Origin of the sequence: Streptomyces sp. NPDC018031, from assembly GCF_044327625.1 — a bacterium.
Lineage (GTDB): Bacteria > Actinomycetota > Actinomycetes > Streptomycetales > Streptomycetaceae > Streptomyces.
Genome location: NZ_JBIRFT010000019.1, coordinates 80,756 through 100,151 on the forward strand (window position 1 = coordinate 80,756; position 19,396 = coordinate 100,151).

General features: G+C 74.8%; 18 protein-coding genes. 9 read left to right on the forward strand and 9 right to left on the reverse strand.

Translation table 11 applies throughout. The annotated features are described in order from the left end of the window. Positions 1-10: 10 nt before the first annotated feature. Together ACH4B3_RS29580 and ACH4B3_RS29585 are read right to left on the reverse strand one after the other, a co-directional pair. Complete coding sequence (locus tag ACH4B3_RS29580) at positions 11-859, reverse strand: hypothetical protein (RefSeq protein ID WP_398467969.1); 849 nt, start codon at positions 857-859, stop codon at positions 11-13. Positions 860-967: 108 nt separating this feature from the next. Beyond that, on the reverse strand, positions 968-1,588 hold the full coding sequence (locus ACH4B3_RS29585) for a TetR/AcrR family transcriptional regulator (protein ID WP_398467971.1): 621 nt from the start codon (positions 1,586-1,588) through the stop codon (positions 968-970). A gap of 287 nt (positions 1,589-1,875) precedes the next feature. Between ACH4B3_RS29585 and ACH4B3_RS29590 the strand changes: the two genes are divergently transcribed. Further along, the gene (locus ACH4B3_RS29590; RefSeq protein ID WP_398467973.1) at positions 1,876-2,094 is read left to right on the forward strand and encodes a hypothetical protein; all 219 of its coding nucleotides are present in this window, start codon (positions 1,876-1,878) and stop codon (positions 2,092-2,094) included. 157 nt (positions 2,095-2,251) lie between these two features. On the opposite strand, the gene ACH4B3_RS29595 is transcribed toward ACH4B3_RS29590, so the two are convergent. Then, entirely contained in the window at positions 2,252-2,818 is a 567-nt protein-coding gene (locus ACH4B3_RS29595) for a rhodanese-like domain-containing protein (RefSeq protein WP_398467975.1), read from the reverse strand. An 85-nt stretch (positions 2,819-2,903) separates the two neighbouring features. Between ACH4B3_RS29595 and ACH4B3_RS29600 the strand changes: the two genes are divergently transcribed. Next, positions 2,904-3,185, forward strand: a complete 282-nt coding sequence (locus ACH4B3_RS29600) for a metal-sensitive transcriptional regulator (protein WP_085573762.1) — start codon at positions 2,904-2,906, stop codon at positions 3,183-3,185. Between the two features lie 33 nt (positions 3,186-3,218). On the opposite strand, the gene ACH4B3_RS29605 is transcribed toward ACH4B3_RS29600, so the two are convergent. Both ACH4B3_RS29605 and ACH4B3_RS29610 read right to left on the reverse strand, forming a co-directional pair. After that, positions 3,219-3,965 carry a sulfite exporter TauE/SafE family protein gene (locus ACH4B3_RS29605; RefSeq protein WP_398467977.1) on the reverse strand — a complete coding sequence of 249 codons (747 nt, stop codon included), beginning with the start codon at positions 3,963-3,965 and terminating at the stop codon, positions 3,219-3,221. A gap of 175 nt (positions 3,966-4,140) precedes the next feature. Then, a complete protein-coding gene (locus ACH4B3_RS29610; RefSeq protein WP_398468052.1) occupies positions 4,141-5,505 on the reverse strand; it encodes a rhodanese-like domain-containing protein in 1,365 nt (454 codons plus the stop codon). An 878-nt stretch (positions 5,506-6,383) separates the two neighbouring features. Between ACH4B3_RS29610 and ACH4B3_RS29615 the strand changes: the two genes are divergently transcribed. Continuing rightward, positions 6,384-7,142 carry an aminoglycoside adenylyltransferase family protein gene (locus ACH4B3_RS29615; RefSeq protein ID WP_398467979.1) on the forward strand — a complete coding sequence of 253 codons (759 nt, stop codon included), beginning with the start codon at positions 6,384-6,386 and terminating at the stop codon, positions 7,140-7,142. Positions 7,143-7,275: 133 nt separating this feature from the next. Here ACH4B3_RS29615 and ACH4B3_RS29620 read toward each other — a convergent pair whose 3' ends face one another. Continuing rightward, positions 7,276-7,923 (reverse strand): class I SAM-dependent methyltransferase, encoded by a 648-nt coding sequence (locus ACH4B3_RS29620; RefSeq protein WP_398467980.1) that lies wholly within the window; start codon positions 7,921-7,923, stop codon positions 7,276-7,278. Between the two features lie 392 nt (positions 7,924-8,315). Here ACH4B3_RS29620 and ACH4B3_RS29625 point away from each other — a divergent pair, with 392 nt between their 5' ends. From ACH4B3_RS29625 to ACH4B3_RS29645, 5 genes are all read left to right on the forward strand, one after another. Further along, a complete protein-coding gene (locus ACH4B3_RS29625; RefSeq protein ID WP_398467982.1) occupies positions 8,316-9,317 on the forward strand; it encodes an ABC transporter permease in 1,002 nt (333 codons plus the stop codon). Positions 9,318-9,489: 172 nt separating this feature from the next. Next, on the forward strand, positions 9,490-11,262 hold the full coding sequence (locus ACH4B3_RS29630) for an ABC transporter substrate-binding protein (RefSeq protein WP_398467984.1): 1,773 nt from the start codon (positions 9,490-9,492) through the stop codon (positions 11,260-11,262). Between the two features lie 8 nt (positions 11,263-11,270). Continuing rightward, entirely contained in the window at positions 11,271-12,263 is a 993-nt protein-coding gene (locus tag ACH4B3_RS29635) for an ABC transporter permease (protein ID WP_398467986.1), read from the forward strand. After that, a complete protein-coding gene (locus ACH4B3_RS29640; protein ID WP_398467988.1) occupies positions 12,260-14,077 on the forward strand; it encodes a dipeptide ABC transporter ATP-binding protein in 1,818 nt (605 codons plus the stop codon). The genes ACH4B3_RS29635 and ACH4B3_RS29640 overlap by 4 nt, the downstream gene beginning before the upstream one ends. A gap of 107 nt (positions 14,078-14,184) precedes the next feature. Continuing rightward, a complete protein-coding gene (locus ACH4B3_RS29645) occupies positions 14,185-14,454 on the forward strand; it encodes a hypothetical protein (RefSeq protein WP_398467990.1) in 270 nt (89 codons plus the stop codon). Positions 14,455-14,611: 157 nt separating this feature from the next. Here ACH4B3_RS29645 and ACH4B3_RS29650 read toward each other — a convergent pair whose 3' ends face one another. Next, positions 14,612-16,069: a translation initiation factor 2 gene (locus ACH4B3_RS29650; RefSeq protein WP_398467992.1), complete on the reverse strand. Its 1,458-nt coding sequence runs from the start codon at positions 16,067-16,069 to the stop codon at positions 14,612-14,614. Between the two features lie 613 nt (positions 16,070-16,682). Continuing rightward, a complete protein-coding gene (locus ACH4B3_RS29655) occupies positions 16,683-17,879 on the reverse strand; it encodes an MFS transporter (RefSeq protein ID WP_398467994.1) in 1,197 nt (398 codons plus the stop codon). A gap of 54 nt (positions 17,880-17,933) precedes the next feature. Between ACH4B3_RS29655 and ACH4B3_RS29660 the strand changes: the two genes are divergently transcribed. Next, on the forward strand, positions 17,934-18,677 hold the full coding sequence (locus ACH4B3_RS29660; protein WP_398467996.1) for an AraC family transcriptional regulator: 744 nt from the start codon (positions 17,934-17,936) through the stop codon (positions 18,675-18,677). Between the two features lie 88 nt (positions 18,678-18,765). Here the strand turns inward: ACH4B3_RS29660 and ACH4B3_RS29665 are convergent, their stop codons facing one another. Beyond that, complete coding sequence (locus ACH4B3_RS29665) at positions 18,766-19,347, reverse strand: hypothetical protein (RefSeq protein ID WP_398467998.1); 582 nt, start codon at positions 19,345-19,347, stop codon at positions 18,766-18,768. Positions 19,348-19,396 lie beyond the last annotated feature (49 nt).

Sequence of the window (19,396 nt, forward strand, 5' to 3'; positions counted from 1 at the left end):
GCCGAGCGGTTCAGGGCGTCCGGACGTTGTCGTACCTCGGATTGGGCTCCTCCTGCACCGCGCCGGCCAGCGCGGGCCCGCTGAGCTCTCCCGGGCAGCCCGCCGGATGGCCGGGTTTGCCGGGGAGGTTGTGGTGGACGCACACCAGCCGGTAGTCGCCCGGCCCCCATGCCCCGCCGCCCCACGGCACCAGCTGCTCGCCGCAGACCGGGCAGGGCTTCAGCGGACGCACCCGGACGCGGGGTTCGGTGAACGCGTGCGCGAGCCGGCGCTCGGCGATGGCCTGCCGCGGGAGAGTCAGCCCGTAGTGCTCCCCGAGCAGGCGGTAGACGTCCCGCATCTCCGGGATGAACAGACCCCATTCCTCCGGGTCGTCGGGGAAGTCCGGGTCGGGCTCCCGACCGCCGAGCCCGATCTCGGCCGCCATGCGCCGGGTGAGCGGGTGGTTCTCGGTCCCCTCACCGTGCACCTCACCCCAGAAGTAGTGGAAGTCGGCCGCGCCGTCCACGGTGGCGAAGACGGTGGGCGGGTCCTGGCCGGTGTCCTCGATGCCCACCACCGAGTACCGGGACCACATCTCCCGTCCGGGGGCGAGGCGGTCGGCGCGGTACGGGGCCCATGGCGGTTCGATGGCGAAGGCCCAGCCGTCTCCGGTCTCCCCCAGCATCGCGCAGTCCGGTGGCTGTCCCGCTCCCCGCGACGCCTCCAGCACGGCGTGCGTGGTGACCGGGTCCATGACGGTGCCCGCCTGGGCACCCAGGAGTACGGCCAGTTCCTCGTGGCCGATCCCGCGCACCATGGTCAGGGCGAAACCCAGGTCGCCGAGGTCGTCGGATATCCAGTCGATCCCGTCACTCATGTGCGGGGACCCTAGCGGGCACCGCCGACAACCCACCGGGCCGCCCGGCATCCGGCGGATGAGGTCCGCCTCGGATTCGTCCCGGAGCGGGGCGGCCGTGGCCCACGCTCAGTCTCCGGGCCCGGCAGTGGCCTGAGAGGGGAAGATCCGGGCCAGGTGGTAGTCGAGCACCGCCCGCACGTCCGCCAGGCGACGGCGCCCGTGCAGGACGTCCAGGCCCAGGCCGGTGGCGCCGGAGACCAGCAGGTCGGCCTCGTGCCGCCGGTCCAGGCCCCGGGCCGCGCGGCCGGCCTCCTGACCCGCCCCGATGATGTCCGCGACGAGCCGCTCCAGTGGCTGCTCGGCGTCCAGGAACACCGCCGCGAGCGCTTGATCGGTCAGGCTGCGGGCGTAGTAGGCGGCGAACACCCGCAGCGCGAACGCGCGTTGCTCGTCGATCGGCAGGAACTCGTCCAGCAGCGCCCGCAGCAGCTCGGGGGGATCCGTCATGTCGTACCGGATGCGCGCCCGGGCGCGTCGTTCGTTCTCCTCGTGCAGCAGGCGCAGCGCGTCGACCAGCAGGCTGTGTTTGCTGTCGAAGTGGTACTGGACCATCCGCAGCGACACCTGGGCCTCGGCGGCGATGTTGCGCATGCTCGCCGCGTCCAGGCCCCGCTCGGCGGCGATCCGCCACACCGCCTCGGCGATCCGCTGCCGCCTGTGTGACCGGGTGTCCGGGGGCTGCGCCACGGGCGGCGCGGTCGGAGCACCCGGCGCGGGCAGTGGCTGCTTGCGCCGGCGGTACGCCCGGGCCCGGCAGCTCCGGGAGCAGTAGACGGGCGGGCGGCCCCGCTCGGGCCGGACCGTCGGCGCACCGCACACCGGGCACGCCCTGGCGGTTCTGTTTTCGTCACGCACATCTCTCACCGTAGCGCCGAAAGAAGTGTGACGAAAAGAGGAATCTCTGCCTTTCCAAGGCCGAATTCAGGAAAAGTGATTGATACGCTCGTAACGTCAATCTCCCGGAAAGGATGGCGATGAAGTACGACGTCCTGCAGGTCTTCGGCATGGTCGTACTGGCGATATTCGGCCAGGGGCTGGTGCGGCTGCTGCTCGATCACGAACACCGCGGACTGCTCGACTGGCTCCCCGGCGGATTCGCGCCGGCCCTGCTGGTGTACGGGGCACTCACCGTTGCCGGAGCGGTGCTCGCGGGCCGCGGTCACCTGCGCGCCAAGGCGCTCGGCCGGCGCTGAGCGACCCTCGCCGAGGCCCCGGGCCGGCTCGCCGAGGGCCGGCGGGCCGGGCGGGCGGAACCGGTCCGGCCGCGGTGTCCCGCGCCGGCGCCGGCACGGCGGCGGCCCCGATGCCCGGCATCGGGGCCGCCGCGCGCACGCTCCGTCCCGCCGCCGGTCAGCCGGTGAGCGCGGCCAGGGTGGCGGCCAGGTCGGTGGGGTGGGGGCGGTTGTGCGGGAGCTTGCCGAGCACCCGGGCCATGCCGCAGGTGTCGGTGAGGGCGGAGAAGACCAGTCCGCCGGCGACGCCCGCGGACAGCCAGCGCGCGGCGGGCAGACGCCGGCCGGCGAGCAGTCCGGTCAGGACCAGCGAACCGGCGGCGAGGCGGACCTGGCGCTCCATGGCCCAGGTCGCGCGGGCCCCGGCGGGGCGGTGGACGTCATGGCCGAGCCGGATCCAGGCGCCGGTGCCCCCGGCGAGGGTGGCGGCGCTGACGCCCTGGGCCGCCAGGCGCCGGCAGGCCTGGTCGGACCGGGCGCCGGAGGCGCACACGAACAGCAGGTCACCGCGGTCGGCTGCGGCCCGCAGGGCCGGCAGCGCGGTGTCGAGGTGGTCCAGCGGGACGTTGTGGGCACCGGGCAGATGGCCGGTGGCGTATTCGCCGGGGGTGCGGACGTCGATGACGGTCAGCTCGGTGAGGCGGGTACGGGCCTGCTCGGGGGAGAGGGCGGGGGTGGCGGTCACGTGGGTTTCCTTTTCCTTCCGGGGGCACCGCTCCGGGTACGATACCCGGAGGGGTATATGAGACATATTCGACGGGAGTGGGATCGTGGAACTGGCGATGGCGGCCGAGGAACTGAAGACGGTGGTCAACCGGCTGCGGCGGGCCCAGGGCCAGATCGCCGGAGTGATCAAGATGATCGAGGAGGGACGGGACTGCGAGGACGTGGTGACGCAGCTGGCGGCGGCGTCCCGGGCGCTGGACAAGGCGGGCTTCGCGATCATCGCCACCGGCCTGCAGCACTGCCTGACCGACTCGGACATGGCCGCCTCGGGCGACCGTGAGCAGATGCGGGCCCGCCTGGAGAAGCTGTTCCTGTCACTGGCCTGAGCCGGCTCCCCAGGAGGGACACGACAGGGCCGGTCAGGTCAGGGCGTCGACGAGCATGAAGACGGCCACCCCCAGCAGTACCAGGGCGAAGGCGCGCCGCAGCGCCGAACCGGAGACCCGGGCCGCCAGTCTTCTGCCGTCCCAGGCGCCCAGCACCGCGGCCGCGACGAACGGCGCGACCGCGGCCCAGTCGATGCCGGTCGTGGTGGCGCCGCGGGTCGCCAGGGAGGCGAGCGCGTTCGCCGAGACGACCAGCAGGCTGGTGCCGATCGCGGCCTGCGTCTCGAAGGCCAGCACGGTGGTCAGGACCGGGACGGTGAGGAAGCCCCCGCCCACACCGAGCAGTCCGGTCAGGGCGCCCAGCCCCGCGCCGGAACCGGCCGCGGTGGCCGGTCGAACCGCCCGCGGCGCCGGGGTGGCGGGGGCGGGGCGGAGCATCCGGACGGCCGCGAGGGCCGCGACCCCCGCGAAGGCGGCGGTGAGGAGGGGTTGGGGCAGCCGGGCCGCGGCGGCTCCGGCGGCCGCGGCCGGCAGCAGTCCGGCCGCGGCGAACAGCGCCCCCGCCCGCCAGCGCACGTTCCCGGCGCGGGCGTGCGCGTACAGGGCGGTGAGCGAGGTGGCGGCGACGATGAGCAGGCTCGCGGTGGTGGCCGCCGCCGGGGTGAAGCCGTTCAGATGGATCAGTGCGGGAACGGCGAGCACACCGCCGCCGCCTCCCAGCGCACCGAGCGCCAGGCCGACCGCGGCGCCCGCGACGAGAGCCAGGACCAGGGTGCTCACGCCGGCGATCCGTCCCGGTCGGGCCGGCCGCGGCCGCCGCGCCCGCCGTCGGCGGCGGGGGTGGCGGAGAGGGCGCGGGCGAGGCGGTACGGGGGGCGGGGGAGGTGCATGACGTGCCTTCGGTGCCGTTGTCGGCGGGTGGACGGGGCCGGGGGTGTCCGGAACCTCGGTGCGTTCACGGACCGGCCACGGTCAGGCCCGCCTCGGTGGCCGCGTCGAAGCCGTCGTCGACGGCGACCACCGCGCGTCCGGCGGCGTCCAGGAAGGAGGCGGCGATCGCCGCCCGCATCCCGCCGGCGCAGTGCACCCACACGGTGCCCTCCGGTACGTCCGCCAGCCGGCCGGGCAACCGGTGGACGGGGATGTGCACCGAGCCCTCGACGTACCCTTGCGCGCGCTCGGAGTCGCGGCGCACGTCCAGCACCACCACCTGCTCGCCGCGCGCGCGGGCGGCGGCCAGGTCGGCGAAGGCGGCGCGCGGGAACGAGGCGAGCGCCTGGCCCGCGCGGACCCAGCGCTCCGGGTCGCCGGTGGCGGCCCCGCCCGGGCGGTCGATGCCCACCCGCGCCAGCTCCCGCTGGGCGTCGGCGAACCGGTCCGGGCTCTCGGCGAGCAGGGTGACGGGCTTGCCCCACGGGATGAGCCAGGCCAGGTAGGTGGCGAGGCTGCCGTCGCCCTCGAAGTTGAAGGACCCGGCCACATGCCCCTCGGCGAACGCGACCCGGCTGCGCAGGTCCACCACCCACTCACCGGCGGCCAGCCGCTCGGCGATCTCCTCGGCGTCGGCCGGTTCGGGCGGCGTGAGGTCCACCGGCGCGGGCCCGGCCGAGTTGGCCGGCCCCATGTGCGCGTAGTAGGCGGGCACATCGTCCAGTCCGGCGAGCATCTCGGTGACGAAGGCGTCCACGTCCAGGGTGAACGCGTCGTTGTTCCGGCGCTCGGCGCCGATGGTGGTGGCGTCCCCGGTCGCCTGCGCGGAGGAGCAGAAGCTGCCGAAGCCGTGTGTGGGCAGCACCCGCACCTCGTCGTCCAGCTCCTCGGCCAGGCGGTGGGCCGAGGCGTGCTGGGCCCGGGCCAGCCGCTCGGTCAGCCGCGGTTCGACCAGATCCGGCCGCCCCACGGTGCCGATCAGCAGTGACCCGCCGGTGAAGGCCGCCACCGCCCGGCCGTCGGCCTCCAGGGCGTAGGAGGTGTGGTGCGGGGTGTGGCCGGGGGTGGCTATCGCCCGCAGCACCAGCCCCTGGTCGACCGGGACGGTGTCCCCGTCGGCGACCGGGGTGCGGGCGAAGGACACCGACGCCTCGGCCGGCACCAGATAGCGGGCGCCGGTGACCCGGGCCAGCTCCAGGCCGCCGGTGACGTAGTCGTTGTGCACATGGGTCTCCGCCACGTAGGCGATGCGGACGCCGCGCCGGGCCGCCGCGGCGATGACCCGGTCGATGTCCCGCGGCGGATCCACCACCACCGCGGCGCCGGGCCCGCCGGCCAGGTAGCTGCGATTGCCCAGCCCCTCGGTCTCCAGGGTGTCGACGAAGAACACGGTCACGACTCCTTCCACGGCAATGTACCCCGGGGGGTATTTCTCCTCACCTTAACAGGGGTACCCCCGGGGGTATTCCGAGGGGCGGTCGCCCCGAGTTCCGCCCCGCCGTTGCCCGGGTACCCGCTGCGCCCCGCCGGATGGCCGCCGGCGCCTGCCCCCTCTCGGCCGCCTCCGCGGGCCCGGCGGGCGGGCGCCGGCCGCAGCGCGGCAGCGGCGTCGATGAGGTGGCCTCGTGCCGGTGCGGGCTCCACCGGCCGCCCTGGCCGCCTGCCCCGGACCGCCGCGGCGGGAGCACCACGGCCCCCTCGGTTCCACTCGGCCGTGCGCACCAGCCCCGGCGCCGCGCCGCCGGCCGCTCGGCTGACGCCGCGGCCGTGCCGGCACCCCGTCGGCCCACCGCCCACTCGGGGCCGGCGGCCGGGGCGGAACCGCGCCGCGCGGTCCGCTCCCGGGGCGCCGGGGCGCCACGACCCCCGTCGGGCTCCACGCCCCGCCTGCCGGGCGCCACGACCCCTCGCCGCGCACCGCACGCCGCCCGCCGCGCGGCCCCGGTGGCCGCCGGGGACCCCGGCGCCGCACTCGGCCGCGCCCCGCGGGCGGCGTGCGGACGTGCGAAGGGGCGCCGGAGCCACCGGGCCGGAGGGCGCGGTGCGGCGGCGGCCGGAAGGCGTCGGCGGCGGGTGAGGATTTCCCGATCAGCGCCCCGGCCCGGTCGGTCCCGGTGAGGAACCCGTCGTGCCCGGCCGCCGACTCGATGACACGGACCCGGCCGGCGCCCGGTGCCCGAGCGCCGGCCACGGCCGCCCCCCGGACGCGCACAGGCCCGCCGGCAAACCCGGTTGCGGCCCCGCCGGCACCTGGCGGACAGTGGCGCAGTGGAGCAGATTCGGCGGGTCGTGGAACTGGTCGGCGATGTACTGGGCCCCGAAGTCGTGGGCAGCTATCTGCACGGCTCCGCGGTGCTCGGGGGGCTCCGGCCGGCCAGCGACCTCGACGTCCTGGTCGTCTCCCGGCGGAGCATGGTCGACCGGGAGAGACGGATGCTGCTCACGGGGCTGTCCGGGATCTCCGGTTTCACGGACGGCGCCCGCCCGGTCGAACTCACCGTGGTCGTCCAGTCCGACGTCCGTCCGTGGCGCTACCCGCCGACCGGTGACTTCCTCTACGGCGAGTGGCTGCGCGAGGAGTTGGCGGTCGGCGGGCCGCCCCGGCCGGAACCCATGCCGGACCTGGCCCTGCTGCTGACGATGGTTCTCGCCGGCGACCACCCGCTCACCGGCCCGCCCCCGGCGCGGGTGCTGGATCCCGTTCCGCACGCGGACCTGGTCCGCTCCAGCGCGGCGGGCATCCCGGCGCTCCTCGACGACCTGGCCGGCGACACCCGGAACGTCCTGCTCACCCTCGTCCGGATCTGGTCCACGCTCGCCACCGGTGAGATCCGGGCGAAGGACGCCGCGGCGGACTGGGCGCTCACGCGCCTGCCGCCGGAGCACCGCCCGGTCCTCGCGCACGTCAGGGAGCTGTATCTGCACCGCCGGTACACCGAGGAGGACTGGAGCCACGAACTCACCACCCGGGTGCGCCCGTTCGTGGCCGAGGTCCTCTCCCGGATCGACCTGCCGGCGCCCCGCTGAGACGCGCGGCGCGGCCCCGCCGGGCGGCCGGCCCCCAGGCAGGCCGCCTCATGGGCCGGCCGCGGGGCCGGCCCGCCATCGGGCCCCAGGCGGGCCCGTACGACCCCGCCGTCGGCCCGGCCCGGCGCCCCGGTCAGGTGCGGCGGCCCAGGAGATAGCCGCGCCGGGTCTCCGCCTCGTGGGGGTAGGGGGCGCGCTCCAGCCGCATCTCCACGGTGAACCCGGCCTCCTCCAGCAGTCCGGCGATCCGTGTCGGGTCGAGGAAGTGGAAGTCGACGTCGACCTCGTGGCCCCACCAGGTGTCCAGGTGCCGCACCTCGTCGCCGGTGTGGAAGGAGACGAGGAACAGCCCGCCGGGGCGCAGTACCCGCCGCACCTCGGTGAACACCCGGCCCAGGTCGCCGGGTGCGATGTGGATGATCGTGTAGAGCGCGAGGGCGGCGCCGAACGCGCCGTCCTCGGCGGGCAGCGCCAGCAGGTCCCCCTCCCGGAACTCCACCGCCGGATACCGGGCGCGCCCGGTGGCGACCATCTCGGGGGACAGGTCCACCCCGACCGTGCGCGCGCCCCGTTCGGCGAGCCAGGCCGCCACATGCCCCGGGCCGCAGCCCAGGTCCGCGATGGCGGTACCCGTCTCGGTCTGCTCCAGCAGGGCGGTCAGCAGCGCCCGGTCCAGCGGCTTGCCCGCCAACTCGTCGTGTAGCCGCGCCGCGTACTCCCCGGCGACGGTGTCGTAACTGCGCCGGACCGCGTCCCGATTGCTCTCCCCGTTCCCGTTCATGTCGCAGAGCCTGCCATGGGCACCCGCCGGACCGCCATGAGTTCCGTGCCCGGCCCGCGGCGGCCCGGCCGCGGTGCCCACCGGAGCCGGATGCAGGCGGCACACCACGGTTGTGACGCACGTCTCCGAAGCGGTGCCACGGCCGGGAATCCAACGGCTGGGCGCCCGCTGGATAGGCATATGCCCCATTCATCCGTTGCGGCCATATGAAGCCGAAACAATGCTGCAATCCTGGCCTCATGTAGCGAGTTTTCCTTTGAAAGCTAGGCATTGCGAGCATTTCGATCTTCATATCTAATGCCTTCTGTTCGGGGCGGCGACCCTGCCCCAGGACGGAACGAGGCCGCTCCCCATACCGGGGAGCGGCCGAAGAGATCTGGGAGCACAGCGACATGGCAGCACCATCGCCGGCTGAAACCTCGGCACTCCGGCCGACGGAGGCCGCCGCATCGGCCGTCCGGCACCGAGGCCCCCTCGCCACGGCACTGCGGGCCTTCCGCCGTGACCGCGTCGGCCTGGTCTCGCTCGGCGTCGTCTGTCTCTTCGCGTTCCTGGCGCTCGCCGCACCCCTGCTCACCGCCGTCTACGGCAAGAACCCCACCGAGCGCTACGGGCAGAACCGGCCCGGACTGCTGAGTCCGGAGGGACTCCCGGTGCTGCCCAACGGCGGGATGTCCGGCGAGCACTGGCTCGGCATCGAGCCCGGGCTCGGCCGGGACGTGCTGGCCCAGCTGCTGTACGGGATGCGCACCTCACTGCTGATCGCGTTCGCCTCGGCGGCCGTCATCGCCGTCATCGGGGTGGTGGTCGGCGTCACCGCGGGGTATCTGAGCGGCGTGGTCGACCGGGCCTTCACCCTCGTGTGCAACGTGCTGCTGGCGTTCCCCACCCTGCTGCTGCTCCTGGCGCTGAGCCCGGTCATCCAGACCCGATTCGTGGCGCCGGACGAGAACGAGCCGGCGTGGATGCAGTTCACCGTGCTCATCCTGGTGTTCTCGGCCTTCGGGTGGGTCCCGCTCGCCATGGTGCTGCGCACCGCCGTCCGGTCCCTGCGCGAGCGGGAGTTCGTCGAGGCGGCGCGGGCGGTGGGCGCCGGCCGGCGGCACATCGTCTTCCGCGAGCTGCTGCCGAACGTCTGGGCGCCGGTGCTGGTGCACATCACCCTGGCCGTGCCCGGCATCGTCACCACCGAGGCGGCCCTCTCCTTCCTGGGCGTCGGCATCAACGAGCCCATCCCGGACTGGGGCCGCATGATCTCCCGGGGCTCCGAGGTCTTCCACGACGACCCCAGCTACCTGGTGTTCCCCGGCGTGACGATCCTCGCCTTCGTCCTCGCCTTCAACCTGCTCGGCGACGCGGTGCGGGACGCACTGGACCCGCGCACCCTCCGCTGACCGCTGACCGCTGACCGCTGACCGCTGCGGCCGACCGCAGGTCATGCGCCCGGCACGGCCCGCCGGCCTTCTCCGCCGCCTCCCCTCCCTCCCGTCCCCACCCACACCCCACCCACACTCACACCCCACCCCCACCCCCACCCCCACTCACACCCACACATCGGAGTTCGTCATGCCCCAATTCAGCCCGCGCGCCGCAGCCCTGCCGGCCCTCGCCACCACCGCCGCCCTGCTGCTGTGCTCCTGCTCCGCGGGCGCCGCCGCGGACGGGAGCAAGAACAGCACCGCCGCCAGGAGCGGCAAACGGCTCACCGCCACGCTCGGCACCGCGAAGGACAGCGCGGGACCGGCCCCCGCCGTCCCCGGTGCCCGGCCCGGCGGCACCGTGACCGTGGCCAACCTCGTCGACTACACCCACCTGGACCCGCAGAAGATCTACTCCGGGGAGACGTACAGCACGTCGCTGCTGTGGGGCCGCCAACTGACCCAGTACCAGGTCGTGGACGGCAAGCCGAAGCTGGTCGGCGACCTCGCCACCGACACCGGCACCCCCTCCGACGGCGGCCGCACCTGGACCTACCACCTGAAGGACGGCATCGCCTGGGAGGACGGCAAGCCGATCACCGCCGAACACGTCAAGTACGGGATCGAGCGCACCTTCGCCCCCGGCTTCGAAGCCGGCCCCACCTACTGGCCGGAGTGGCTCACCGGCTCGGAGGACCGCACCACGGCGGTGCAGAAGTACGGCGGCCCCGAGGACGGCCACCTCGACGCCATCGAGACGCCCGACGACAAGACCATCGTCTTCCACTTCCCCCGGCCGCAGGCCGATGTGCCCTACATGGCGGCCCAGTCCTCCTCCTCACCGGTCCGCCCGGACAAGGACACCGGGACCGGATACGACGTGAAGCCCTTCGCCACCGGGCCGTACCGGATCGCCGAGCACCGGCAGAACCGGAGCCTGACCCTGGAACGCAACCCGCACTGGAAGCCGGAGACCGACCCCATCCGCCACCAGTACCCGGACCGCTACGAGTTCACCTTCGGCAAGCAGACCCTCAACACCGCGCAGGAGGTGCTCAACGGCCGCGGAGCCGGACGGACCACGGTCAGCACCAAGAACGAGCTTCCCCCGGAGCTGTACGCGACCGCCGAACGCGACCCCGCCAAGCGGAAGCTCATCGTCTCCGGCAGCCGGGGCGCCTACACCAACGACCTGTACATCAAGAACAGCCGGGTCACCGACCCCGAGGTCCGCAAGGCCATCCACTACCTCTTCCCGCGGGAGCAGGCCCGCCAGGTGCTCGGCGGTCCGCACGTCGGTGACCTCGCCACCACCCTCTCCTCGCCCGCCGTGGTCGGCTGGAAGAAGTACGACCTGTACCCGGTCGCCCCCACCGGCGACATCGCCAAGGCGAAGGAGCACCTGGCCAGGGCGGAGAAGAAGGTCACCACCCTCACCTACGCGTACTCCGCGGACAGCCCGCAGGCCGACCGGCTCGCGCAGGTCCTCGCCGACGCCTTCGCCGAAGCGGGCGTCAAACTCGTGATCAAGCGGCTCGAACCGGCCGCCTTCCACAACGAGGTCTTCCGCGGGCCGGCCCCCTACGACATGTGGCTGTCCACCAACTCCGTGGACTGGCCCACCCCCTCCACCCTGCTGCCGGACAGCTTCCACAGCAAGCTGGACGCCCTGTCCAACTCCATCCGCTACGCCAATCCGGCCGTCGACCGGGAACTGGAGCGCATCGCGGCGATCGGCGACGCCGAGCGGAAGGCCGAGGCGCTCATCGCCCTGGAGGAGCAGGTGATGAAGGACGTGCCGGTGGTGCCCTTCCTCTACAGCAGCACCACCCAGTTCCGCGGCGCCGGCATCGGCGGCGCCGCTATCCACCCGATCTACGGCTCCATCGCCGCCGTCGACCTGTACGTGAAGAAGCCCTGACCGCAGACATGACCGGCTACCTCCTCAGACGCGTCCTGCAGGCCGCGGCGGTGCTCCTCGCGATCACCGCCGCAGCCTTCGGGCTGTTCCACGCCGCGCCCACCGACCCGGCGCTGATCGCCTGCGGCCCCAAGTGCGACACCGGTCAGGTCGAGGCCGTCCGGGCGAGCATGGGACTCGACCAGCCCCTCGCCGCGCAGTTCCTCGACTACCTCGGCGGACTGGTCTCCGGCCGCACCATCGCGGACGTCGACGGCAGCGCGATCCACTGCTCCGCACCCTGCCTCGGCTACTCCTACACCCTCCACCAGCCCGTCCTCGACGCCATCGGGGACCGCCTGCCGGTGACCCTCTCGCTCGCCGGCGGCGCCCTCGCGGTGATCCTGGTGATCGGTGTCGGCGGGGGCCTGGTGGCGGCACTGCGCCGGGGCACCGCCACCGACCGGCTGCTGTCGGGCTTCAGCCTGATCGGCGCCAGCGTCCAGATCTACTTCCTCGGGTACGTGCTGCAGTACCTCCTGGTCTACTCCACCGGGCTGCTGCCGCTGCCGGATTTCGTGCCGCTCACCGACGATCCCGGCCGCTGGGCCGCCGGCCTGCTGCTGCCCTGGCTGGTACTGGGCTTCGTCAACGCCGCGGTCTTCGCCCGCCTCACCCGCTCGCAGATGCTGGAGACCATGCACGACGGCTATGTGCGCACCGCCCGCGCCAAGGGCCTGGGCACCCTGCACGCGCACCTGAAGTACACGGCGCGGGGGGCCGCCGCCCCGCTGGTGCAACTGCTCGGGCTGGAGGTCGGGGCACTGTTCGGCGGCGCGTTCATCACCGAGACCGTCTTCGGGCTCGGCGGCGTCGGCACCCTCGCCGTCGACGCGGTCACCGGCAACGACCTGCCGACGGTCGTCGGCACCGTGCTCCTCGCCGCGTTCTTCGTCGTCGTCTTCGTGGCCGTCGCCGACCTGGTGGTGGCCTGGCTCGATCCCCGTGTGAGGCTGACATGACCCAGGCCACCGAAACCGGCCCGCGCCGGGACCCGGACCGGACGGCGCGTACGACCAGGGCGCGCGCGGCGCGGCTGACCGCCGGCACCCCCGCACCCGCGCTGCGGGTCCGCGATCTGACGGTCTCCTTCAGCACCGCGCACGGCTCCGCGCCCGCGGTGGCCGGTGTCTCCTTCGACCTGGCGCCCGGCGAAGTGCTGGGCCTGGTGGGGGAGTCCGGCTCCGGCAAGTCCACCATCGGACTGGCCGCACTGGGCCTGCACGATCCGGCGCGCACCCGCGTCGGCGGCAGCATCCGGATCGGCCCCCGGAACCGGCGCGCCCCGCGGGCACCCGGTGCGGACGGCGCGCCGGACCCGGCGGGCACCGAGATCGTCGGCGCCCCGGAGACGCTGCTGAAGACCGTGCGCGGGTCGCGGGTCGCCATGGTCTTCCAGGACGCGCTCGACGCCCTGTCGCCCTTCCACACCGTCGGCGCCCAGCTCGCCGAGGCCTACCGGATCCACCACCGGGACGCGAGCCGCCGGGAGGCCCGGGAACGCGCCGCCGCCATGCTGGAGCGGGTGGGCATCCCCGCCGCGCGCCTGGGCGACCACCCGCACCGGCTGTCCGGCGGCATGCGGCAGCGCGTCGTGATCGCGATGGCGCTGATCAACGAACCGGACGTGCTCGTCGCGGACGAGCCGACGACCGCGCTGGACGCCCGGGTGCAGCGCCAGGTCCTCGACCTGATGCGGGACCTCCAGGCAGCGAGCGGGACGGCCATGCTGCTCATCACGCACGATGTCGGCGTCGTCGCCGGGACCTGTCACCGGACGCTGGTGCTGCGCTCCGGCCGGGCCGTCGAGGAGGGGCCCACACAGCGGCTCCTCACCGCCGCCGCCCACCCGTACACCCGCGCCCTCGTCGGCGCCGCACCCACCCTGCGCACCCCGCCCGGCTCCCGGCTGGCGACCGTGGACGAACCGGACCCCGCGCCCTGCCCCGCGGCCCGGCCCGTCGCCTCCGCGGCCCGGGACCGCACCGGGGCAGCGGCGCTGGCCGAACTCGACCGGGTGCGGGTGGACTTCCCCGGGCGGCGGGGGTCGCTGCTGCGCCGGGGCCGGCCGCTTCCCGCGGTGCGCGGCGTGACCCTGCACATCGCACCCGGTGAAACCCTCGGGCTGGTCGGCGAGTCGGGGTCGGGCAAGTCCACCCTGGCCCGCGTCCTGGCCGGCCTGCGGCGGCCCACCGCCGGGGCGGTCCGGTTCCAGGGCCGGGACGTCACCCGCGCCGCCACCGACACCCGGCTGCGCCGGGAGCTGAGCCGCGAGGTGCAACTGGTCTTCCAGGACCCCTACGCGTCGCTCAACCCGCGCCGCACCGTGGAGCAGATCGTCACCACGCCGCTGCGCATCCACACCGGGCTGGACGCCGCGGCCCGCCGCGACCGGGCCGCCGAGCTGCTGGAGCAGGTCGGCCTGTCACCGTCCCACCTGCCGCGCCACCCGCACGAGTTCTCCGGGGGGCAGCGGCAGCGGATCGGCATCGCCCGTGCGCTGGCCGTACGCCCCCGTCTGATCATCGCCGACGAGCCGGTGTCCGCGCTGGACGTCTCCGTCCAGGCGCAGGTCCTGAACCTGCTCATGGACCTGCGCGCGGATCTGGGCCTGTCGCTGCTGTTCATCTCCCACGACCTGGCCGTGGTGCGGCACTTCTGCGACCGCATCGCGGTGCTCAACGCCGGTGAGGTCGTCGAGACGGGGTCCCGGGACGAGATCTTCACCGCTCCCCGGGCCGCCTACACCCGGGAGCTCCTCGACGCCGTCCTGTGACCCTCGCGGACCGGAGCGGCCATGCCGGCAGGGACCGGTCGGCCGCGGCGGCACACTCCGCACGCGGCCGGCGGCCGGTTGTCGGTGACGGGTGGCAGGCTGGCGACATGGACGAGCAGATCATGCGGGGCCGGGTGTACGGGGTCGACCACGACGACCCCGACCCCGGTCGCCGGCCGGGCCGCGACTACGTCGAGCTCGTCGGTGGTCCGCTCGACGGACTCTGGCTGGACGTCACCGGCTGGACTCCGCGGGAGCGTGCCGAGAGCGTCGCCCTGCGCACCGAGATCGGCCGCTACGGCCCCGACGGAAAGGCCCTCTACGGCCCCAGACCCGGCGACCCGCACCGCTTCGACTGGGAAGGTGACGCCCGCTGAGCCACCGCGGCCCGGCACCGCCCACGGGAGCGCGGGCGCGGCCGGGGCCGCCGGCGCCGGGGTGACCGCCGTGGCCGAGGCGATCCCCTCGGGAGACCGGCCGGGAGACCGGCCGGGCGCCGGCGCCCGCCCCGGTGCCCCGGCGGGCCCGTCGCGGTCAGGTGAACAGTCCGCGCATGACGGTCACCGGCAGCGCGGGATTGGCCGCCGCGCGCGCACCGAGTTCCTCGTCGCCGAGGAGGGCGAGCAGCCGCTCGCCGGGCAGCCGGGGATGACCGGCCGCCCCCGCGCGGACCCCGGCGTCCGGGTCGCGGGTGAGCCGGTCGGCGGTGGCGGGCGCGAGCCGCGGGTCGAGGACGGCCAGCCGGCGCCGGTCGGCCGCGTCGGCCCCCGCGAAGCGCGCGCCCAGGCCCGCCACCGGGAAGCACGGGTGCTCGGTGAGCAGCTCGCGGGCCGGGCCGCGCTGCTCCAGATAGGTGCGCAGCAGCAGCTCCGCCGGCGGCGCCGGATGGTTGTGCGCCAGCAGCGTCCGCACGCCCCGGTCCTCGTCACGGGCGAGTGCGGCGACGAGCGCGGCGGGCAGGGCGGGGTCCCGGGCGGCCCGGCGACGCAGCAGCGGATGGCGCGAGCGCGCGTACGCGGCGGACCCGGCCGGGTCGGGGGCCGCACGGGCGTGGTGTTCCACCGGCCCGAACTCCTCGTCGGTGTCCACCACGTAGTCGATGGCCGCCCGCTGGTCCTCGCTCAGCTCGGGCCGCAGCGAGACCGTGGTGCGCACCCGTGGGTCGACGTCGCGTGCCAGGGCCGCCACCAGCGCCGGGGCGAGTTCGCGGCGGCCGGCGACTTCCCGTCTGACCTCCGGGTCGGGGTGCTCGGCGAGCCGGGCGACGACGTCCGGCGGGGTGCTGTGGTTGTGCGCGAGCACCCACGGGTTGTCGGGGTGGGGGTCGCTCAGCAGCCAGTCGACGACCGTCCGGGAGAGCCGGTGGTTCACCAGGATCTGCGTGGTCCCGTGGTTGCGCGGCACCGGTAGCGGCCCGAGCAGGCGTTCCATCGCCTCCGCGTCGTCGGTCTCCCGCATGCGCCGCGCGCTCGCCCGCACCCGCGGGTGCGGGTCCCGCAGCAGCGCCTCCCGTTCGTCCCCGGACAGCAGCCCCCACATGTTGGTGGCCATCTGCCGGATCGAGGCCAGGGGATGGCTGCCGTAGGAGCGCTGGACGCGGAAGGGGACCTGGCGGGAGAAGAGCAACTCCTGGAGGCAGTCGTTGTCGTACGTGGTGAGCATCCGGTCGATGACCCAGTCGGGGAGCGGGCGCACCGGCCGGGTCCGGTCGGGCCACCCGGCGAGCCGGGCCCGGACCAGCCAGTCGGGGTCGTTCACGAGCAGCCCGCGCACCTCGGGGTCGACGAACGGGTTGCGGGCCAGGGCACCGCGGACCCGGCGGTCCGGGTGCGCGACGATCGCCGCGGCCACCTCCTCGGGGAACCGGGCCCGCCGGGCGGCCAGCGCGGGCCAGACATCCTCGTACTCCGGGTACCCCGGTTCGAGCAGCCGCAGCAGCAGGTCCGCCGGGGCGGCCGGGTTCACGGCGAGACCGCCGAGCAGCGTCGTCATGTGGTGGTCCGCTCGTCGGCCGGGGCGGGCGCGGTGACGGGACGGCCGGCGTGTCGGTGGCCGGGGTGGGGCACGGGCCCGGGCCCGGCACCGCCCGCCGTCGGCTCCCCGGCCCACCGCGTGGTGAGCCGGTGGCCGGTGTGCCCGGAACGCGCGGTCGGCCGCACGGCATCCCCCCGGTCTCCGCCGAGCACCGTGACCGCCGGACCCTCCGGAACGTCGGCACCCGGCCGTACGCCACCCTAGCCGGGCTGAGCCGCGCTCCGACGGGGCGGGCCGGACGCGTCGCCGGCCGGGTCCCCCGCGGGGCCCATCCCGCCGGACGCCGTCGGCGGTGGCCGCTCAGCCGGGCCGGCGGGCACCGGCGTACGCCGTCAGCTCCCCGTCGACGAGGACGGCCAGCGCGCCGCAGGAGCACCGGCAGTACTCGACCTCACCCTCGGAGGTCGGGTGACCGGAGACCAGGTGCCAGGTCGGCCGCGGCCAGGCGTCCGGACACCCCCAGCCGGTCAGCGGACAACCGTCCCGCGGCGGCGGGCCGGACGGGGCCCCCGCGGTCCCGGCCCCCGGTACCGGGCCGGCAGGCTTCGTCGCGCACCGGCCCGCGGTCGCCTCACCGGGCGGCGGACGGTTCGGCATCCGAGGCGCCGTCGGCAGGCGCCGCCAGGGCCTTCGGCGCGGGGGGTTCGGGAAGGGTGCGGAACAGCAGCCAGCTCAGGGCGGGCATCACGATCAACGGGGCCAGCGCGGTGCGGAGCGAGGTGGCGTCGGCGACCGCGCCGATGACCGGGCTGACGGCACCGCCGACGCTGACGGTGAGCCCGAGGGTGATCCCGCTTGCGGTGCCGACCCGGGTCGGGAGGTAGTCCTGACCGAGCGTCACCTGCAACGAGAAGGGGACGTAGAGCCCGGCCGAGGTCAGCGCCAGGAACACATAGAACGCCGGGCCGGGAACGAACACCACACCCGCGACCGCCGCGGTGGTGAGCAGGTAGGAGGCGCGGACCACGGTGACCCGGTCCCGGCGGTCGGCCAGCCGGCCGCCCAGCACACTGCCCACCGCGCCCCCGAGGTAGAGGACGAAGAGCGCGGCGGTACCCGCGGCCGTGCCACCACCGGTGCGCTGCTGGGCGTAGAGCGAGACGAAGGTGCTCAGGCCGACGAACGCGATCGACCGGCACACCACGGCGAGGGACAGCTTCACGAACGACGCCGTGTCGTCCGCACCGGCGGGGACGGTACCGCCGGACGCGGCACCCGACGCCTTCCGCAACGCGTGCAGGACGGGCAGGCACAGAACACTCCCGACGAGTGCCGGGAGCACGAGCAGCGGGGACAGCCGCAGGCCGCCGGTGGCGACGACGGCACCGACCAGCAGCGGCGCGGCGGCGAAGCCGATGTTCCCACCGAGGGAGAACCAGCTCATCGCGGTGTGGCTGCCGTCGCCGGCGAGGCGGGCGACCCGGGCGGATTCGGGATGGTAGGCGGCGACCCCGATCCCGGACACCGCCACGCACACCAGGGTCAGCGGGTACGAGCCGCTGAGGCCGCTCAGCGCGATCCCCACCCCGCTGAGGACCGTGCTCACCGGCAGCAGCCAGGGCATCGCCCAGCGGTCGGTGAGGGCCCCGAACACCGGTTGCGCCACCGAGGACAGCAGCGAGGCGGCGAGCACGATGCCCGAGGCGGCGGCGTAGGTGTAGGCGCGTTCGGCGACGAAGAACGGGACGAGCGACGCGACGGCTCCCTGGTAGACGTCCACGCAGGCGTGCCCGACGGACAGCAGGATGACGGACTTGTTCTTTCGCACCCCGCCATGGTCGGGGCCGGGCCGCGTGTCGCGCTTTCGATAAACTGCCAACCGATGACGCAGATCCGCCATGAGCCCGTCGCGCCGACGCGCACCCAGGCGATGGCGCCCGGGGCCGCCATCGACGCCCACCGCCACGACACCCACCAGATCGCCTACGCCGGGCGCGGCGTGCTGGCCGTCACGACCGGCGCGGGCACCTGGATCGCCCCGGCCACCCGTGCCATCTGGGTGCCGGCCGGCACGGTCCACGCCCACCAGGCCCACGGCGAGCTGGAACTGCACCTGATCGGCCTGGACGCCGGTGACAACCCGCTCGGCCTCGCCGGGCCGACCGTGCTGAGCGTCAGCCCGCTGCTGCGTGAGCTGATCATCGCCTACACGCGCACCCCGGACGACCACAGCCCCGAACGGCGGCGGCTGCGGGCCGTGCTGCTCGACCAGTTGCGGGCCTCCCCCCAGCAGCCGCTGCACCTGCCGGCCCCCACCGCCCCGCGGCTGCGGGAACTGTGCGCGATCCTGCACGCGGATCCGGCCGACAACCGCACCCTGGCCGCACTCGGCAGACAGGTCGGCGCGAGCGACCGCACCCTGTCCCGCCTGTTCCGGAGCGATCTCGGGATGACCTTTCCGCAGTGGCGCACCCAACTGCGGCTCTACCACGCGCTGGTGCTGCTGGCCGAGCACGCCCCGGTGACCACCGTGGCACACCGGTGCGGCTGGTCGTCCGCCAGCGCGTTCATCGACGTCTTCCGCCGAGCCTTCGGGTACACCCCGGGCACCCACCGGCTCCGGTAGGCGGGTGGCCGTCCGCCCGTGCGGGGCCCGCGGGACGACCGACGGGCCGGGACCGGACGCTCCGCCCGTACCGGTCGGTCTCCGGTGGTCAGCCGTGGCTCCGGCGGCGGCGCCAGTACGCCACCGTGGCCACCGCCAGCAGCGGCCCCCACAGCAGCAGGGGCGCGTAGCAGGCGGTCATCACCCACCAGGCGACGCCCGTGGGGGCGAGATCGCCGCCCATGTTGTCGGGAGAGTTCCAGTGCGACGCCCCCGCGACCGAGACCAGCGTGACCAGCAGGGCGCCCGTGGCGGCGGGTACGACGGCGGCGAGAGGCGGGATCCGGCGGCCGCCGAGCCACGGCACCCACGGCGGCATCACCTCCCCCCAGCGCTGGACGAGGCCGAGGGCGAGCAGGCCGACCAGCTCGGCGAAGACACTGAGCCCGATCAGGTAGAGGGAGTACCTGCTCGGGTAGTTGGCGACGTGCAGCATGTCGCCCTCCTTGAACCCCGAGGGCGCTCCGAAGGCGATGGCGGTGCGCCACAGACCGGTCGGCACGAGGGTGAGGGCGGCCCCCCGCGCGGCCCACCGGGCGGTCCGCGAGACACCGGGCACGGTGGCGAGCGAGGGGCGGCGGGTGGGCGCGGGGAGCGGGGCGGCGGCCCTCGCGGGCGCGGTGGTGGGCATCGTCGAAGTCCTGTCCGGGAGACGGCTGGTGATGTCCCCAAGGCTCCGC

Coding starts and splice junctions, on each gene's coding strand:
- ACH4B3_RS29580 (WP_398467969.1), bottom strand. CDS start 859: ATGAGTGACGGGATCGACTGGATATCCGACGACCTCGGCGACCTGGGT.
- ACH4B3_RS29590 (WP_398467973.1), top strand. CDS start 1,876: ATGAAGTACGACGTCCTGCAGGTCTTCGGCATGGTCGTACTGGCGATA.
- ACH4B3_RS29620 (WP_398467980.1), bottom strand. CDS start 7,923: ATGAACGGGAACGGGGAGAGCAATCGGGACGCGGTCCGGCGCAGTTAC.
- ACH4B3_RS29625 (WP_398467982.1), top strand. CDS start 8,316: ATGGCAGCACCATCGCCGGCTGAAACCTCGGCACTCCGGCCGACGGAG.
- ACH4B3_RS29630 (WP_398467984.1), top strand. CDS start 9,490: ATGCCCCAATTCAGCCCGCGCGCCGCAGCCCTGCCGGCCCTCGCCACC.
- ACH4B3_RS29635 (WP_398467986.1), top strand. CDS start 11,271: ATGACCGGCTACCTCCTCAGACGCGTCCTGCAGGCCGCGGCGGTGCTC.
- ACH4B3_RS29640 (WP_398467988.1), top strand. CDS start 12,260: ATGACCCAGGCCACCGAAACCGGCCCGCGCCGGGACCCGGACCGGACG.
- ACH4B3_RS29645 (WP_398467990.1), top strand. CDS start 14,185: ATGGACGAGCAGATCATGCGGGGCCGGGTGTACGGGGTCGACCACGAC.
- ACH4B3_RS29650 (WP_398467992.1), bottom strand. CDS start 16,069: ATGACGACGCTGCTCGGCGGTCTCGCCGTGAACCCGGCCGCCCCGGCG.
- ACH4B3_RS29660 (WP_398467996.1), top strand. CDS start 17,934: ATGACGCAGATCCGCCATGAGCCCGTCGCGCCGACGCGCACCCAGGCG.
- ACH4B3_RS29665 (WP_398467998.1), bottom strand. CDS start 19,347: ATGCCCACCACCGCGCCCGCGAGGGCCGCCGCCCCGCTCCCCGCGCCC.